The sequence below is a fragment of the Pelagibius sp. genome, assembly GCF_028289705.1.
Taxonomy (GTDB): Bacteria; Pseudomonadota; Alphaproteobacteria; order Kiloniellales; family Kiloniellaceae; genus Pelagibius.
The window spans coordinates 13,426-29,514 of sequence record NZ_JANQOI010000020.1 but is presented as its reverse complement, the minus strand read 5'-3'; the positions used below and the strand labels follow the sequence as shown (position 1 = coordinate 29,514).

The window sequence follows — 16,089 nt, the reverse complement described above, 5'->3', positions numbered from 1 at the left end:
CTCCTGGCGGGGGCGCCTCTCATCCCGAGACCCATATCTTCCAAGAAGATCCGTTTGCTCCAGGTGCGCGTGGATGACGGCAACGCGCTTACCGGCGGTTCAGCCGGCCAATTCGGCCGGCCTGCCCGGCGCAAAAGGACTGTGTTTTGAAGACCCATACCCTAGGTACCGATACCCCTACCCGCCCTCAAAACGAGGGAACGACCTTCGCCGATCTCGGCCTGGCCGGCCCGCTGCTGCGGGCCCTTGCGGCCGCCAACTACAGCCAGCCGACGCCGATCCAGGCCCAGGCGATTCCGGCGCTGCTGAAGGGCCGCGACATGCTGGGCATCGCCCAGACCGGCACCGGCAAGACCGCTGCCTTCGCCCTGCCTCTGCTGCAGCGCCTGAGCGAAAACCGCGAACACCTTGGCCCCCAGGCGACCCGCGCCCTGATCCTGGCGCCGACCCGCGAGCTGGCGGTGCAGATCGGCGATGCGCTGAAGGTCTACGGGCGCCAGTTGAAGCTGCGCCACACGGTGATCCTGGGCGGCGTTTCCCAGCACGGGCAAGTGCGTGCCCTTTCGCGCGGCCTCGACATCGTGGTGGCCACCCCCGGCCGGCTGATGGACCTGCTGAACCAGCGCCACATCCGGCTCGACAAGGTCTCCCACCTCGTTCTCGACGAGGCCGACCGCATGCTCGACATGGGCTTCATCCGCGACGTGCGCAAGATTGTCGCCGCCCTGCCGGCACGCCGCCAGTCGCTGCTGTTCTCCGCCACCATGCCAGCCGAGGTGGCCAGGCTGGCCGCCGACATGCTGCACAACCCGCTGCGGGTCGAGGTGACGCCGGAGGTGGTGACGGTGGAGCGTATCGCCCAGTCGGTGCACCATGTCGCCACGCCGCAGAAGCGGGCCCTGCTGGAACGCCTGCTGGCGAACCCAGCCCTGAAACGGGTCATCGTCTTCACCCGCACCAAGCACCGCGCCAACCGCGTGGCCGAGCAGTTGGCCAAGGCCGGCGTGGCGGCCGACGCCATCCACGGCAACAAGTCGCAGAACGCGCGCCAGCGCGCGCTGGAGGCCTTCCGCAAGGGCCGTGCCCGGGTGCTGGTGGCCACCGACATCGCGGCCCGCGGGATCGACGTCTCCGGCGTCACTCATGTGATCAATTATGAGTTGCCCAACGAGCCCGAGAGCTATGTCCACCGGATCGGGCGCACGGCCCGGGCCGGCGCGGAGGGCGCCGCGATCTCCTTCTGCGACGCGGCGGAGCGGTCTTACCTGCGTGACATCGAACGGCTGATCAAACTGCGGCTCGAGGTGATCGGCGAGGCGCCCGTCAACGACAAGCCCGCCAACGACAACCCGTCTTCGAAACCGGCCCGAAAACGCGGGCAGCGCCCGGGACGGAAGCCGGGGGGCCATGCTGCGCGTAGCGGCAAGCCGGCCCAGAAATCCGGGGCACCAAACACGGGTTCCGAAGAGCCGGCGGGCAAAGCGCCCGGCAGGAAGAAGCGGGCGTTCTCCAAAGGCCGGCGCTCCGGGCCAAACCCCCAAGGCAACCACCGGCAAGGCGGCCGGGGCCGCCGCCGCGCGGCCTGATGGCGCTGGACAGCGCGTGCGTCGATTGACCCACGCCTGGGCCGCGGCGGCCCTTAACCACGGCCCGGCAAGCCGTCCGCCGGATGCAGCGGTTAACCCCTGAACCATTGGCGCGCGCCGCAATCGCGGGTAGAATGTCGCCTGCGTCGGCCGCCATGCGACCGGCGTCACAGGGGAGTTGGACAAGAGAGACGGACAATCATGACCGTGCTTCGCCAGGTAAGGGCGATGCTGAAGGCTGCCGGGCTGGCGGCGGGATTGGCTGTGGCCGGCGCCGCATCCGCTTGGGCCGATCAGGCGGGCGGCCTGCAGCCGGAGGTGTGCAAGGAGGGGGAAGGCGCCCTCGCCTTCGGCCTCCAGGATGTTGCCGTGTCGACCCTGACACGCTGTCTGGCGCTCGAGGGCCTCAGCCGGGACCACCGGATCGCCGCCCTGGCTGCGCGGGGCCACGCCTTTTTTGCCCGCGACGACCATGACGAGGCCATCGCCGACTACAGCGAGGCCCTGGCACTCGGTGCCCCGGATATCGAGGTGCTGATCCGGCGCGGCCGCGCCCACTACTATGAGGACCGCAACGCAGAGGCCCTGGCCGACCTGGAGCGGGCGGTGGAACTGGACGCCGAAAGCAGCGAGGCCCTCTACTACCGTGGCCGCGTCTTCCACGAGATGGAGGACTATCACAAGGCTCTGGTCGACTTCGCGGCGGTGATCCGTCTCGACCCCGAGGTCGCCGGCACTCACTACTACCGCGGGCACAGCCTCGCCGCCATGGGCCGCGATCAGGAGGCCCTTGCCGCCTTCGACCAGGCCATCGAGCAGGACCCCTTCGACACCTGGGCCTTCAACAGCCGAGGCAACGTCTATCTGGACCTGGACAATTACGAGCGGGCGATCCTGGACTACGACCAGGCGATCGAACTTGACCCGCACGATCCCACGGGTTTCGCCAACCGCGGCCTGGCGCTCAGGCTGCTGGAGCGCCCGCAGGAGGCGATCGCCGAATTCGAGACCGCATTGCGCCTCGATCCGCTGGACGCCGGAACCTTCGTGCAGCGCGGCATCGCCTACGCCGATCAGGAAAACTATGCGCGCGCCATCGAAGACTATGAAGAGGCGCTGCAGCTGGACCCCGAGAACTTCGGCGCCCACAACAGCTTCGGAAACAGCCTGTCGGACCAGGGTTTCTACGATGAGGCCATCGTCAAGTTCGATCGCGCCCTGGAGCTCCGGCCCGAGAGCCCGATCGCCTTCTACAACCGCGGCCTGGCCAGCTTTCGGGCCGGGGACTACGCCACGGCGGCCGGAGATTTCGACCGGGCCGTGGTGCTGGACTCCGCGGAACCCGACTTCCTCTACATGCGCGGACGCACCAACTACTTCCTGGATGAGAACGAGGCCGCCCTGGACGACTTCTCCAGGCTGCTGCGCTTCGAACCGGACTATTCCGACGCCTTCGTCGCCCGCGGCCTGATCCATCACGACCGCGGCGATGTCGAGAGAGCTTTGGAGGACTATGATGCCGCCGTGGAGGTGGACGGGGAGTCCACCTGGGCGCTGAACAACCAAGGCCGGGCGCTGAACGATCTGGGCCGCCAGAGCGAGGCCATCAAGGTGCTGAACAGGGCCATCGAGCTGGAGCCGGACTATGGCGCCCCGCATTCCAACCTCGGCGACGCCTACTATGTCCTGGGGGACTACGACGCGGCCCTCGACAGCTACAGCCGGGCCATCGAGCACGACGCCGAGGATCTCGATTCCCTGATCTATCGCGGCCAGATCTACAACGAGCAGGAACGCTTCGAGCTGGCCCTGGCCGACTTCGACAAGGCCGTCGCTCTGGCACCGGGCAGCGCCTGGGCGTGGAACAACCGTGGTATCGCCTTTGCCGACAAGGGCGAAGTCAAGGCCGCCATCGCCGACTACAGCAAGGCGATGGAGAAGGACCCGGCCTACTTTCCCGCCGTCTACAATCGCGGCCTGGCCTACCAGGAGAGTGACGACCTGGAGGCAGCGTTGGACGACTTTTCCCTGGCCCTGAAGCTGGAACGCGGGGAGCCCGATCTCTTCTACTCGCGCGCCGACGTGCTCTACGACTTGCAGCGCTACGCTCTGGCCGTGGAGGACTACAGCGCCGCCTTGAAGCTGGATCCGGACAATGCCTGGGCGCTGTACTCGCGCGGTCTCGCTTACGCCCATCTGGACAAGCGCGCGGCCGCGCGCAGCGACCTGGACGATGCCATCGCGGCGAGCGCCGGCGAAAACAAGTCGGCGATGGCCGCGGAGATTTGCGATCAACTGGTGGCACAGCGGCACATCGCCTTGTCGCTGCGCTACTGCCGCCGCGCCCTCACCGAGTAGGCGCCGTGCCGCATGAGATCAAAGGCTGGGCGGCTTGGGGTCCGGCCTTTGGGCTGCTGCTGTCATTGGCGGCTGTGACCTTGCCTTGGTCCGCCAAGGCACAAGAAGAAGTTCCGGAAAGCTGCAACGAGGGGCGCCAGGCGATGGAGGCCGGTGCCTACAGCGATGGCATCGAGCTTTATGCCGACTGCCTCTCCCACGACGGCCTGGGCGACGATATGCGCTTCGAGGCGCACTTCCAGAGCGGCTATGCCCTGGCAAGTCTGGAGCGCTACGAAGACGCCGTCGAACACCTCGAAGAAGCCGTTCGCCTTGCTCCGGACTTCTTTCCGGCAACGCTGAGCCTCGGGACGGCCCTAGGGGAACTCGGCGACTATGAGGGCGGCATCGAGGTCTTCGACTCCTATGCTCGACGCTACCCCGTTCAGGATGAGGGCCTTTTCGCGGCCATGAGCGGATGGCTCAAGAACAATGCCGGCCGCTACCAGGAGGCCGTCAATGACCTCGGCAAGGCCATTGCAATCGGGCCGGAGGACATCTTTCTGTACCTCAACAGAAGCAACGCCCTGGCAAACCTCGGTCGCTTCGAAGAGTCTTATGTCGACCTGGAGATGGCCGAGGCCTTGGAGCCCTCCAACCCGCTCGTCTACGAACAGCGCGGGTTCAATCTCCGCCTACAGGGGCGCAACGCAGAAGCCATTGCCCAGCTCGACCAGGCCCTGGACCTCGACCCCTTCTCCACCTTCGCGCTTCTGGAACGTGGTAGGGCGAAGACTTACACGGACGACTTGGACGGGGCCATTGCTGACTTCAGCCGGGTCGCCGAGCTGGACCCCGGCGAGGCCTGGGCCTATGCCGACCGCGCACAGGCCTTGATACTGACGGGCGAGCCCGAGCAAGCGATGCACGACCTTAAACGCGCCCTTGAGCTGTCGCCGGACAACACAAATGCCCTCATCTTGCACGGCGAACTGTTGAACAATCTCGGCCGCGCCCAGGAGGCCAGGCAAGAGCTGGAGAAGGCCTTGGCCATCGATCCCACCAATAGCTATGGGAGCCACGAGCTTGCCAGGGCGTACTATGGCCTGGGGCTTTGGGATGAGAGTTATGCGGCCTATGACCGCGCTTTTCAGCTCGATCCCACCAACGGCAATCACCTCGGCGGGCGGGCCTACGTACAGCTGCGTCTTGGCAACGCCACGGCGGCACTGGAAGACTTCGACAACGTGGTTGCGAACTTTCCGGACGGCGAGGGTTGGCAGCTCTACAGGTCTCACGCCCTGGCGTGGGTGGGGCGAACGGCCGATGCCAAGGCAGCCATCGAGGGAGCCTTTGCCCAGATCGAAGAAGACCTGAGGGCATGGTACAGCAATGAGATCTGCTGGGACCTTCTGCTGCAGGGCGAGACCGGATTGGCCGAGCCTTTGTGCGTGCAGGCCGTGGACCTGGGAAGCGACGCGCCGTCGAACGACAGCATCGCCTTTCTCCACTGGCAGCTCGGGCGCGCGGCGCAAGCCGAGGCCCATCTCGCCAAGGCCTTCGAGATTTCCGGCGGCGACGCCTTCTTCGAGCCGGACCGCCGCCTCGGCGACTTCCCCCGGGTCCTGGCCCAGGGTCTGCTCATGTACTTCGGATACCGTCCGGATGAACCGGACATGGCCGACACGCAGAAGACGCGCAAGGCGATCGAGTCTTTCGAACGCGACCACGGACTTCCGGCCGATGGCCTCGTTTCGGACAGCCTGCTCGCGGCCCTGAAGGCCGCCCGCCCCTAGAGCGGATCATGTCTAGACGGAAACACATTGGTGTTTGCGTCTAAACATGTGAATCCGCTCTACACCTAAGAAATAGAGCAGATTCACCAGGCTCGATGGATCGCTCCCGCGATTCCATCGAACCAGGATCTGCTCTAGCAAGCGGACGAGCCGGCAGCTTCCTGTTGAGCTATGAAGTTCAAAATGTCGTCCAGCACCGGGGCGCTGCCGCGCAGCGGGCGGGAGAGCGCCCCGATAATGCGGATGTGGCCGAGGTCCTGATAGAACCGAGCCTCCGCCATACCACCGGCTGCGCGCTGGCTCTCGGCGAGCACGCGGCTGTTGTAGGGAAGCACGATGCCGTCGTCGGTTCCGCTGAGCAGCAGCAGGGGCGGCGCCTCGGCGCTCACGTAGTTGATCGGCTGGGTGGCCGGGCGTCCCTCCGGCGGGCCGAAGATCGCCTTCAGGTCGGGATCGCGCAGCGGCAGGAAGTCGTAGGGGCCGGCCAGCCCGACAACGCCGCTCAGCGCCTTGCAGGGCGCCAGGCCCTGGGCAGCAAGCCAGCGCCGGTCGAGGGCCAGCATAACCGCGTTGTAGGCGCCGGCAGAATGGCCTACCAGGTATAGTGGCCCAGTCAGGTTTTCGCGGAGCCAGGCAACGGCCGCGGCGGAGTCCTCCAGGAAGGCGGGATAGCGAACCTGCGGGTAGAGCCGGTAATCGGGAATGGCCACCGCAAGGCCCTGCGAAGCGAAGGCCTCTCCGACGAAACGGTAGTCGCCCCGTTCACCGTCTTCCCAGCCGCCGCCATAAAAGTAGACCACCGTCGCCCGGGGCGCGCTGTCCTTCGGCAGATAGAGGTCGAGCCGGTGACGCGGGTCCGGGCCATAGCTGACACCTTCCTGCAGGCGGTAACCATCGCTGGGCGTCAGGGCGTTGACCAGGTCCGCGCCCGAGCAGGACGTCAGGAAGGTGCCCAGAACTGCAGTGAGAAAACCGCCAAGGAGCCGTCGTCGCATAGAGGAGTCTACGTGCGGCCGCCGGCTTTGGATGCCCACGTCAGGGCGGCGCCCGAGAGCTAGCGGGGCGCGTTCGCCTTCAAGTCGGCGGGGGGCGCGGCCTGCGACAGGAAGGCTCCTTCGTCCGCGGCCGCGGCGAACTTCAGGCCGGCCGCTTTAACGGCAGAGTCCGGGACCTTCTCCAGCGGCGTGTAGCGCGGATGGTGATGATCCTTGTAGGGATCGTTGCGCGCGGCGTTGTAACAGCAGATCAGGGTCCAGCGCCGCTGGTCCGAGCGGTTCTGGTCGGAGCGGTGAAGCGTGTTGCAGTGGAACAGCAGCACGTCGCCGGGGTCCATCTCTGCATAAACCGTCTGCAGGTGCCGGCTCGCCTGCGCGACACGATCCAGATCCGCGCCCATCTGCTCGCCGTCCAGCAAGCCATGCTCGATGCGGCCCAGGCGGTTCGAGCCTTTCAGCACCTGCAGGCAGCCGTTTTCCCGGGTCGAGCGGTCGAGGGCGATCATCGCCGAGGCCATGAGCGGAAAGAGGCAGCCGTTGTGATACCAGTAGCCGTAGTCCTGATGCCACTCCCAGGCCCCGCCCTCATGGGGCTCCTTGGCGGTCAGCTTGGAATGGTAGTGGTAGACCTCGCCGCCCAGCAGGTCTTCCATGGTGTCCACCATCCGCGCGCAGCGCGCCGCCAGACCGTAGACGCTGTCGCCCGGATGGTTCCACAACGCCATCTTGGTGCGCCCGCCCTGGCGGTCGCCGCGGTCGTAGAAGTGGCCGCGGATCGCCGGATCCTGTTCCATGGCTTGGCGCAGCAGGGCGGCTTCCTCAGCATCGAAGAACCCGCGCACAATGACATAGCCGTCAGCGTCAAAGGCCGCCCGCTGTTCCGGGTTCAGGATGCTGGGCATGGGTCAGCTTGCGGCCCGCCGTGGCGGAAGCCGGCCCTCGGCCTCCAATAGGGAGAGGCCGGCATCGGTCACCGTGACCAGTGCGCCATCCCCCTCGTCGCGGCGCAGGAGCCCCTGATCGACGGCATCTTCCCAGACCGTCAGCCGCGGGCAGGATGTCCGCCAGGCCTCCATCACCTCGGCATAGGGCCGCGGATTGCGGGCGATCCACTCCACCAGATCGAGAATGAGGGCTTGGTTTTCCTGTGCCATGAGAACCCCTGGGTCGATAGCGGCAACTCAGTCTAACACGCTTCCTAGTGGCCGACGACTGCGGTAGGAATGCCTATGTCTGATGGGCGGCGGCGCCCCATAACCAAGAGAGGGGAGAAATCGATGGCGGATCAATCCGTGGCACTGGTGGTGGCCGGCGGCAGCGGCATGGGCGCCGCGGCGGCCCGCAGACTGGCGGCAGAGGGCTTCCAGGTCGCCATCCTCTCCTCTTCCGGCAAGGGCGAGGCCCTGGCGCAGGAGCTGGGCGGCCTGGGGGTGACCGGTTCGAACCTCTCGGTGCCGGACCTCCAATCCCTGGTGGATCAGGCCATGGCGCGCTGGGGGCGCATCGACGCGGTGGTCAGCAGCGCCGGCCACGGCCCCAAGGGACCGGTCCTGGAGATCAGCGACGAAGACTGGCAGCGCGGCATGGAGGTCTACCTCCTGAACGTGGTGCGCATCGCCCGCATGGTCACACCGCAGATGCAGCGCCAGGGCGGCGGCGCCTTCGTCAACATCTCCACCTACGCGACCTTCGAACCAGAGGAGACCTTCCCAACCTCCGGCGTCTTCCGCTCCGGCCTCGCCGCCTTCACCAAGCTCTTCGCCGACAAATACGCCACCGAGAACATCCGCATGAACAACGTGCTGCCCGGCTTCATCGACAGCCTGCCCGAGAGCGAGGAACGCCGCGCGCGCATCCCCATGGGCCGCTACGGCGAAGCCGACGAGGTGGCAGAACTGATCACCTTCCTCGCCTCTCCACGCTCCAGCTATATCACCGGCCAGAACATCCGCGTCGACGGGGGGATCACCAGGTCGGTTTAAGGGACGGGCGATCTGGGGCCAAGTGGTCTAGGGAATGTCGTGCCGTCTCGACGCAACCAACTCACCGCCGTCAAATCCATCGATCTGTAGCAGCGAGCCGCTGGGCGGCATGGCAATATCGATGTTTGTCGTCCCTCCGGACACCGCGGTGCTGTCCTTCGCCGGCCTGCCATCGACAAAGACGTCGATGCTTTGGACGTTCAGTGTCGTCATTGCGATGGACAGCGTCGAACCGTTGACCGAAAAGGCAGGGTCAAAGCGGCGGGGCGTTCCTTGCGCAAGCAACTCTCCGGCCGTGTTCAACAGATCGACGTTGCCGTTCAGGAGGTCGTCCCTCGTCATCTTGTGGGATGCGTCTCTTGCGACCCCCAGATCTTCGATGGGCTCGCCCGCACGCGCACCGACCCGCAGGGTACGGCGCAACGAAACTCGCATGCCGGCGCCTGCCGGCAGTTGCTCCAGCGGTCCACCGCTCCAATCGGACAACAAACCGGCATGGGTCAAGACATTCGCGCCGCCGGCACCGGTGACCTCGTCCACACCCAGAACCGGTCCGATTTCGTGGTCCTGAAAGCCGGCGGCAAACATGTCGCAGGCACTGTAGCAGTAGGCGTCGGTGACCAGAACGACCGGACCAAAGTAGAGCTGTCCGATGCTGTTCACGACCTCCTCCGGAGAGAGCGGAATCCCGGCCGAGTAGAGCGCCCCGGTTTGCACTGCTTGCTTGAGCGAGGGAACCCAGGGCGCCATGGCGCTGACCTTGCGACAGAGGTCCAAGGTCCCCGAAGTGGCAATGAACTGCGTCGGCTCCGGCGTGATGTGCATCGGCGTCAGCATCTGCAAGAGGAACTCCGCCGCAATGATGAAGCCGCCGCCGTTGCCTCGGACATCGAGGATCAGGCCCTCGACAGGCATCTCGAACTGCAGAAGACGAATGAACTCGTTCAGGAAGCCGTTGATGTCGCTGTCTTCCATGTGGAAGGTCCAGAGCCGCAGGTAGCCGAAGGTGCCGCTGGACGTGTTTACGATGCGCGCCGTGATGTCGTCGGGGCGGGTCGTCGGGATAATCTGCGCTGCGGTCAGTGCCGCCGTCGCCTTGGGCACCTGGCCCTTGTAGCCTGCGACGCGCCGCTGCTCCTTGACCGCATCCCGATTGAACAGCAGCTTCTGCGCCCGGCGCAGGTACTCCCGCCGCTCATCGACAGCCACGTTGTAACGAAGCGGCACAATGAGGTCCTGAATCAGGCCGGCCGGATTGGCCGCGTTGTCCAGGAGGTCGCCGAAGGTGTCGAAGACTCTCCAGTCGAGCCGCGTCTCCTCCACATTGCCGTTTTTCAGATAGGTCACGGTGACCCAGTCCTCGTCGGGCGGAAACGACGAGCGCATGGACCGAAGCGTCAAGGTCTCAACGCCCCGCGCCAACCGCGCCGAGAGGTTGCTGCCGGCTTCCTTGTCGGCATTGCGCCAGACCGCCTTGTCGATCGGCATGCCGTTCCAATGGGTGATCTCCACGCCCTGAGTGAGCTTCGGATCGGCGACCAAGTGACGCGCGACCTTCGAAACCATCCACTTTGGCTGGTCGTTCTCGTGGTATTGCTCGACCAGAATGCCGAGAAAGGCGATCTGCCGTCCAAACGGTGCCGGCAGGCTGTAGTTGGTGTGCAGGTCCCGCAGTTCCTTGAAGATCTCCAGAAGCTCGGCATGGAACTCCAAGATCGAGGGTTGCGTCGCCGGCGAGGATTCGGCGGTGCGCTGCTCCAAGAGCCGGAGGCGCTGCAAGGGGTTGATCGAATGCATCGCCTGCTTGAGGGGCAGGTGGGTATAGAGATCCCCGATCAGTACGGTCGCCTGTCTGATGAGCCTCAGGCGCTGTGCCTTGCTCAATCCCGCCTGTGCGTTGATGGTGTCGCGGAACGACCGAACGCTTTGGATTGCGCCCAAACCGTGACCGCGGGACCCGGTGGCTGCCTTTGCGCTGTTCTTCGAGCCGCGGCTCTGCCTTCGCGCCATATCGGATACTCCCCTCAGAAAAGAATGGTGCCGCAGCGGCCAGCGATAGCCGCCACCCATAATCCAAGCGACGCCGGCTTCATCCGGCTCCCTGGGCCCCAGATGGGGCGGCCGGCGGCTGAGGTCTCTCAGCGTTGTCACCGTTGCGGTCCAGCAGATTGGGAACCAATCGTTCGCTGAAGCCGGCGAGAACGCTAACAAAGGCGAGCTTGTAGGGTTCGAGCGGCTGCGGTTCCCCAGGCAACGCCCCCGCTGCGGGCGCATCCGACAATCCGGGAATCATTTCCGTCGCGACTCCGGCGCGGAGCGCCAAGTAGAGCACACCGGCGCCAAGCACGCCGACGAGCATACGCTGGCCGCCGTATACCCAGTTCATCACCAGCGATGCACCGGTGTCGATCTTCAGGTTCTTGAGCCCGACAGCCGTGGACAGCAGCGCGCCGACGCTGCCCATGATAGCGGCCAAGGCCAGCTCCTCCAGGTCGATCCCAATCGGGTCGGCCAGCAACAGTGTCGCTATTGACACGATCACAATCGTCGTCACAAAGCACATGCCAAAGTTGATCATTCTGCCCTTGTTGCGCAGGCGCTTTTCCAGCCGGCACGACAACGCCGCGAGTGTCGTCTTGCCCCGGTCAGGCTGGCCGGTCAGCGCATCGGCGATGCCACGTGCCAATTCGCGCTCATAGTAGGCGTCACTGGGATTGAATCCGGGCTTTTCATTGCGCCACGTGAAGCGCCAGGAGCGCAAAGACTGCAGGTGTATCAGGTGATTTAGCTGGGCCAGCTCTTCACCCAGCTTCAAGTATTGCTGCAACTGCCCTCTAGCCTTATCAGTACCATCGGCGAAATGCGGGTTGATGCCTTTCGCCGTCTTGTAAATCTTGAAATCCTCAACGGCCCAAAGCAGTTCCAGAACCTCTCGGCCGCGACCGTCTTTTTTGCCCGGCCGAATGTCCTTGAGAGACACACTCTCATCGTCGCCAATCTCTTCGCTCCGCTCCTCGGCGGAGGTTTCTGACGAAGTGTCATAGCCGGGCCCGCTTGTTGTCTGACCGTCGCAGGTCGTGTCGGCTCCATTGCCGCTCGCCGGCGAGCGGTCTGAAATCGGTTCTTCTCTGTCGCTTTCGTGCGGCTGTTCCTCAGACATGATCTCTCTCCCAAAGTCTTTCCTTTGGTGGTGCATGTCACCCGCGTCACCGGCCAAACTAGCAATGCCTCTTCGCTTGTCGAACGGTCATTGGAGTCTACAAGGACTACTCGGTGGTAGTCCGGAGGGGCGGCCAAGCCGACCTGGACGAGACATGAACCCGGGGCCCACGCGGCGATAGAACTCGAAGAGGCAGCCGCCCCTGGAACCGTACTGGTGATGGCAGGACACCGCACCCCTGCCGGCGGCGCGTCCCGGCACGCGCGACTTGACCCAGGCGTGAGAGGCGACCAGCTTTGCCGACATGACAGCCAGCCGCAAAAGCGATTCGATGACGCCTGAGTCTCTCCCGCCGATCCTGGCGCACAGCGCCCGCCTGCGCGCGGTGATCGACGCCATTTCCGATTACACGGGTCCCGAGCGTGACGAAACGCCGGAGAACGACGAAGCGCCGGTCTTCATCCTGGCTTCAGGCTTTCGCAGCGGCTCCACCCTGGTGCAGCGCCTGATCATGAGCGGCGGGGTCCTGGTCTGGGGGGAACCCTTCATGGAAACGGGCTGGCTGCATGCTCTGGCGTCTTCGCTCACCTGGCTGCCGGGGCGCCTGCACGAGAAGGCGGATTTCGAGCGTTTGTCGGAATCCGGCCCGCTGGAGGACCAATGGGTGGCCAACCTCCATCCCGGCGTTCAGCGCTTCCGACAGGCGCATCGCGCCATGATCGCCGCCTTCCTGGCGACGCCCGCCCACGAGGCCGCCCAGGAGGCCGGCCGTTCCCGATGGGGCGCAAAGTTCGTGCGCCTGGACGGCAACTTCGCCTATTACCTGCGCTGGCTCTTTCCGAACGCCCGCTTCGTGTTTTGCCTGCGCGACCCTATGGCGGCCTTTCAGTCCTATCGTCGCAACGTGGGGAACTATGCCGCCCATCCGCAAGACAGCGGTTGGGTGCTCACGCCCACCTGGCGCATCAACAGCGCCGAGCGCTTCTTCGCGATGACCCACCATCTGATGGGTTCCCTGATCGCCGCCGCAGCAGAGAGCCCCGAGACCGTGATCCTCTTGCGCTTCGAGGAGCTGGTGGGTGACGGGGCGGCTCTGGCCGAGATGGAGGAGCGGCTGCAGCTCCGCATGGACGCGCGTGTGTTGGATCGAAAGCTCGGCGGCGGCATGCGTAAGCGATCCGCCAAGGCGCCCCTCACCGACGAGGAGCGCTCGGCCATAGAGCGCTGGCGTCCGCGCTTCGAAGCCTTCGGCTATGGCGCGGAGGCCTGAAAAGATATTGCGGGATCGCGGCCTGTCCCAGCAGCCTGCGAGCGCGGGTGCGCGATTGTCACAAGGTCACTCCGGCAGGCCGGCCTTGCGGAGGCAGTCAACGTAGAGCGCGAGATCTTCGGGACGCCGATAGGCTGCGTTCTTTGACCGCGCAAGACAGGAGTTCGGCTGAAGCTTCAAAAGCGCCTGGATCGCGGCGTTCGCCGCCTCCAGATTGCCCGCCAGGACATGGGCGATCGCAAGGCCGCGATAGGTGATCGGATTGCGGCAGGTGAGCGCCGCCAGTTCCGCCCATTTCACCGCCTCCTCCGCGTTGCCCAGGAAAAAATAGGCGTAGGCGAGAAATGTCGGGTTCCAGATGGTTCGCGTGTCGAGCGGGTTGAGCCGCATCGACTTGCGCAGGTGCCGAACAGCCGTTTCGTGGTCGCCCTTGTACATGCGGATCTCGCCGCTGAACTGCCAGATCAAGGGCGAGTTCTGATTGAGGGCGAGCGCCCGATCGACGTGGATCAAGGCTCGGTCGATGGCACCGGGCTCCCGGCTCGCCGTCATGACGAATCCGTAGAGGCCGATCACAAAGGCATCATCGGGGTCGGCGCGAACAGCCCGTTCCGCAAGTTCCAAGGCAAATCGCTTGTTCGCGGTTCTGCCAAAGTACGAGGCTATGGCTTCGAAGTAGGCGGCCAGGGCGAGGGCCGGTGCGAAACTCGGATCGAGATCGCGCGCCTTGGCCAGAAGCGCGCGCGAGTCGTCCAACCAGTCGCGATCCGGATCGTCGGCCGGTACCGTCAGCAGACCAAGGGCCTGGAGATAGTAGTGATAGGCGGCCATGTCATGCGGGCGCATGCTTCGGGCCTTGGCGATCTCCGCTTGCATCACGCTGGGTTCAATCGCAGCGACAACCGACTCCGTCAGTTGGTCCTGCAGATCCAACGCATCGTCGGCATCGCCGTCGAACTGACCCGCCCAGACATGCGCGCCGGACAAGCCGTCGATCAACTGGCCGGTCAAGCGCACCTGCCTGAGGGAACGCCGGAACGACCCCTCGAGCAGATAGCGGACACCCAAGCGGCCGGCGACTTCTCTCAGGTCGATATTCTGACCCTTGAACACGAAGGAGGAACAGCGCGCCGCGACAAACAGCCAGTTCATTCGTGCCAGCGCCGTCGTCAAGTCGGCGACAATCCCATCGGACAGCAGCTCATCCGCAGGGTCCTCGCTCAATGTCACGAACGGCATGACGGCAATTGACGGCTTCTCCGGCAAGGGCAGCGAAGACCACACGCCGTTGCGGCCTCTCGGCGGCCAGTGCCAGACACTGACGGGCTTGGCAATGTTCTTGAGAAGCGGTGTGCCGCCATCCTCGAAGATGTCTTCGATCTTCCCGGTCACGTCCTGGTAAGCACGCGCGGAGAGGCAGACGCCGCCCGGCTCAGCCAGCTGCTCCAGCCGGGCCGCAATGTTTACGTCGTCACCGAAGATGTCGTCTTCGTCGACGATCACTTCGCCGGAATGCACGCCGATCCTGAGTTTCAGCTGCTGCTTGGGCGAGAGTCCCAGGCATCCCTCCGCGATCGAGCGTTGGACGGTGAGTGCGCACTGCACCGCGCCAAGAACTTCGCCGAACTCGACAAGAATTCCGTCGCCGATCAGGCGAATGACACGGCCGCTATGAGCGCGGATGAGCGGCTCGAAGACATCGAGCCTCAGGGATTTTACCCGGTTGTGCGTGCCGAGGTCGTCCTCTCCCATGAGCCGGCTGTAGCCGACGACATCGGCGGCGAGAATGGCAGCGGGTCTCCTTTGCATCTCGGTTCTCTGCTTCGATCGAGACAAGAGAAAGGGACAGAACTTCATACTCGCCCGATTTCTCAAAAACCAACGTGATTTTTGGCACAACTTCGCACCGCCGGGCCTCTCTGCCCGGCAAGGCAGGACGGTCCAAACAGGATTGCGGTCCTTTGCCGATCCGCCGCCGCCTGCCGGTCTCAAGCAGTGACATCCATTTGCTGTGATCCATCGTTCACAGGTTTCGTATCAACAACCGATAAGAAACCCGATTGGACCCATGGCGACGCTTTACACCTTCAGCCCCTCCCACTTCTGCGAAAAGGCGCGTTGGGCGCTCGATCTCTGCGGCCTCGACTATGAGGAAATCCGTTGGGCTCCCGGGCCGCATTTGCTCGCCGTCCGCGGCATGGCCCCGGAGACGACGGTGCCGATCCTGCGGACCGCCGGCACCACCATCCAGGGCAGCGGCAAGATCATCGACTGGCTCGAGACCTCCTGCCACCCCGGATGGCAGTCCCCTGCCTCCGCAAGCGAAGCCGAGGCCATCGCGGCGCTGGAAGCGAAGGCCGACGAAGGCATCGGCGTGACGGTGCGGCGCCTCGCCTATGCCATGAGCCTTCCGAAGGAAGGGGGGAGAAGCGCCCGGCAACTCTTCACCGGCATTGTCTGGTGGCAGCGGCCTCTGGCCCGCGTGATGTGGCCGGTAACCCGGCAGGCAATCATGAAAGGGCTGAAGGCCAGCGCCAACGACTTCCCTGAGGCCAAGACTGAGTTCGAGCGTGGCCTTGACCATTTCGACGCGCTGCTCGCCGACGGTCGCCGCTTCCTCGTCGGCGACCGTTTCACCCGCGCGGACATCGCGCTGGCCAGCCTGCTTTCCCCCGTGGCGCACCCGGCGCAGCATCCGGTTTATCCCGTCATCCCGGATACCAGCGTCACGCAGCGGCTGAACGCGGCCTACGGCCAGCGGCCCTCCGTGCGTTGGGCCACGGCGATCTACCGCGACTTCAGAACGCTGCCGGCAGCGGCGTGACGCCTGGCCCAATCCGCGCTAGAGCAGATCCAGGTTCGATGGAATCGCCAGGGCGATCCATCGAACCTGGTGAATCTGCTCTAATTCTTGAGTGTAGAGCGGATTCACATGTTTAGGCGTAAACACCAAAGTGTTTCCG

Annotated in this window: 12 protein-coding genes; 6 read left to right on the top strand and 6 right to left on the bottom strand. The window is 64.9% G+C overall.

What is annotated here, in order from left to right; all coding sequences use genetic code 11:
• The first annotated feature begins 146 nt into the window (after nt 1-146).
• The 3 genes from Q0996_RS02565 to Q0996_RS02555 all read left to right on the top strand — a co-directional run bounded on the left by Q0996_RS02565 (nt 147) and on the right by Q0996_RS02555 (nt 5,719).
• Nucleotides 147-1,586 (top strand): DEAD/DEAH box helicase, encoded by a 1,440-nt coding sequence (locus Q0996_RS02565; protein WP_299615674.1) that lies wholly within the window; start codon nt 147-149, stop codon nt 1,584-1,586.
• A gap of 201 nt (nt 1,587-1,787) precedes the next feature.
• Entirely contained in the window at nt 1,788-3,944 is a 2,157-nt protein-coding gene (locus Q0996_RS02560) for a tetratricopeptide repeat protein (RefSeq protein ID WP_299615672.1), read from the top strand.
• 80 nt (nt 3,945-4,024) lie between these two features.
• Nucleotides 4,025-5,719 (top strand): tetratricopeptide repeat protein, encoded by a 1,695-nt coding sequence (locus Q0996_RS02555; protein ID WP_299615670.1) that lies wholly within the window; start codon nt 4,025-4,027, stop codon nt 5,717-5,719.
• A 134-nt stretch (nt 5,720-5,853) separates the two neighbouring features.
• On the opposite strand, the gene Q0996_RS02550 is transcribed toward Q0996_RS02555, so the two are convergent.
• The 3 genes from Q0996_RS02550 to Q0996_RS02540 are packed head-to-tail and all read right to left on the bottom strand — an operon-like array spanning nt 5,854 to nt 7,868.
• Nucleotides 5,854-6,714, bottom strand: coding sequence for an alpha/beta hydrolase (locus Q0996_RS02550; RefSeq protein WP_299615668.1), 861 nt, complete (start codon nt 6,712-6,714; stop codon nt 5,854-5,856).
• Between the two features lie 59 nt (nt 6,715-6,773).
• Nucleotides 6,774-7,616, bottom strand: coding sequence for a phytanoyl-CoA dioxygenase family protein (locus tag Q0996_RS02545; RefSeq protein WP_299615666.1), 843 nt, complete (start codon nt 7,614-7,616; stop codon nt 6,774-6,776).
• Nucleotides 7,617-7,619: 3 nt separating this feature from the next.
• Nucleotides 7,620-7,868, bottom strand: coding sequence for a hypothetical protein (locus Q0996_RS02540; protein ID WP_299615664.1), 249 nt, complete (start codon nt 7,866-7,868; stop codon nt 7,620-7,622).
• A gap of 123 nt (nt 7,869-7,991) precedes the next feature.
• Between Q0996_RS02540 and Q0996_RS02535 the strand changes: the two genes are divergently transcribed.
• Nucleotides 7,992-8,696 carry an SDR family oxidoreductase gene (locus tag Q0996_RS02535; RefSeq protein WP_299615662.1) on the top strand — a complete coding sequence of 235 codons (705 nt, stop codon included), beginning with the start codon at nt 7,992-7,994 and terminating at the stop codon, nt 8,694-8,696.
• 27 nt (nt 8,697-8,723) lie between these two features.
• Here Q0996_RS02535 and Q0996_RS02530 read toward each other — a convergent pair whose 3' ends face one another.
• Complete coding sequence (locus Q0996_RS02530) at nt 8,724-10,766, bottom strand: S41 family peptidase (protein ID WP_299615660.1); 2,043 nt, start codon at nt 10,764-10,766, stop codon at nt 8,724-8,726.
• Between the two features lie 19 nt (nt 10,767-10,785).
• A complete protein-coding gene (locus Q0996_RS02525) occupies nt 10,786-11,856 on the bottom strand; it encodes a hypothetical protein (RefSeq protein ID WP_299615658.1) in 1,071 nt (356 codons plus the stop codon).
• 331 nt (nt 11,857-12,187) lie between these two features.
• Here Q0996_RS02525 and Q0996_RS02520 point away from each other — a divergent pair, with 331 nt between their 5' ends.
• The gene (locus Q0996_RS02520) at nt 12,188-13,126 is read left to right on the top strand and encodes a sulfotransferase (RefSeq protein ID WP_299615656.1); all 939 of its coding nucleotides are present in this window, start codon (nt 12,188-12,190) and stop codon (nt 13,124-13,126) included.
• Nucleotides 13,127-13,192: 66 nt separating this feature from the next.
• Here the strand turns inward: Q0996_RS02520 and Q0996_RS02515 are convergent, their stop codons facing one another.
• Nucleotides 13,193-14,935, bottom strand: a complete 1,743-nt coding sequence (locus Q0996_RS02515; RefSeq protein WP_299615653.1) for an adenylate/guanylate cyclase domain-containing protein — start codon at nt 14,933-14,935, stop codon at nt 13,193-13,195.
• Between the two features lie 259 nt (nt 14,936-15,194).
• On the opposite strand from Q0996_RS02515, the gene Q0996_RS02510 reads away from it, so the two are divergent.
• A complete protein-coding gene (locus Q0996_RS02510) occupies nt 15,195-15,950 on the top strand; it encodes a glutathione S-transferase family protein (protein ID WP_299615651.1) in 756 nt (251 codons plus the stop codon).
• The last annotated feature ends 139 nt before the right edge of the window (nt 15,951-16,089 follow it).

Excerpts from the sequence above, each read along its gene's own strand:
- Q0996_RS02560 (WP_299615672.1), top strand. The coding sequence starts at position 1,788 with ATGACCGTGCTTCGCCAGGTAAGGGCGATGCTGAAGGCTGCCGGGCTG.
- Q0996_RS02550 (WP_299615668.1), bottom strand. The coding sequence starts at position 6,714 with ATGCGACGACGGCTCCTTGGCGGTTTTCTCACTGCAGTTCTGGGCACC.
- Q0996_RS02545 (WP_299615666.1), bottom strand. The coding sequence starts at position 7,616 with ATGCCCAGCATCCTGAACCCGGAACAGCGGGCGGCCTTTGACGCTGAC.
- Q0996_RS02540 (WP_299615664.1), bottom strand. The coding sequence starts at position 7,868 with ATGGCACAGGAAAACCAAGCCCTCATTCTCGATCTGGTGGAGTGGATC.
- Q0996_RS02535 (WP_299615662.1), top strand. The coding sequence starts at position 7,992 with ATGGCGGATCAATCCGTGGCACTGGTGGTGGCCGGCGGCAGCGGCATG.
- Q0996_RS02530 (WP_299615660.1), bottom strand. The coding sequence starts at position 10,766 with ATGGGTGGCGGCTATCGCTGGCCGCTGCGGCACCATTCTTTTCTGAGG.
- Q0996_RS02525 (WP_299615658.1), bottom strand. The coding sequence starts at position 11,856 with ATGTCTGAGGAACAGCCGCACGAAAGCGACAGAGAAGAACCGATTTCA.
- Q0996_RS02520 (WP_299615656.1), top strand. The coding sequence starts at position 12,188 with ATGACGCCTGAGTCTCTCCCGCCGATCCTGGCGCACAGCGCCCGCCTG.
- Q0996_RS02515 (WP_299615653.1), bottom strand. The coding sequence starts at position 14,935 with ATGCAAAGGAGACCCGCTGCCATTCTCGCCGCCGATGTCGTCGGCTAC.
- Q0996_RS02510 (WP_299615651.1), top strand. The coding sequence starts at position 15,195 with ATGGCGACGCTTTACACCTTCAGCCCCTCCCACTTCTGCGAAAAGGCG.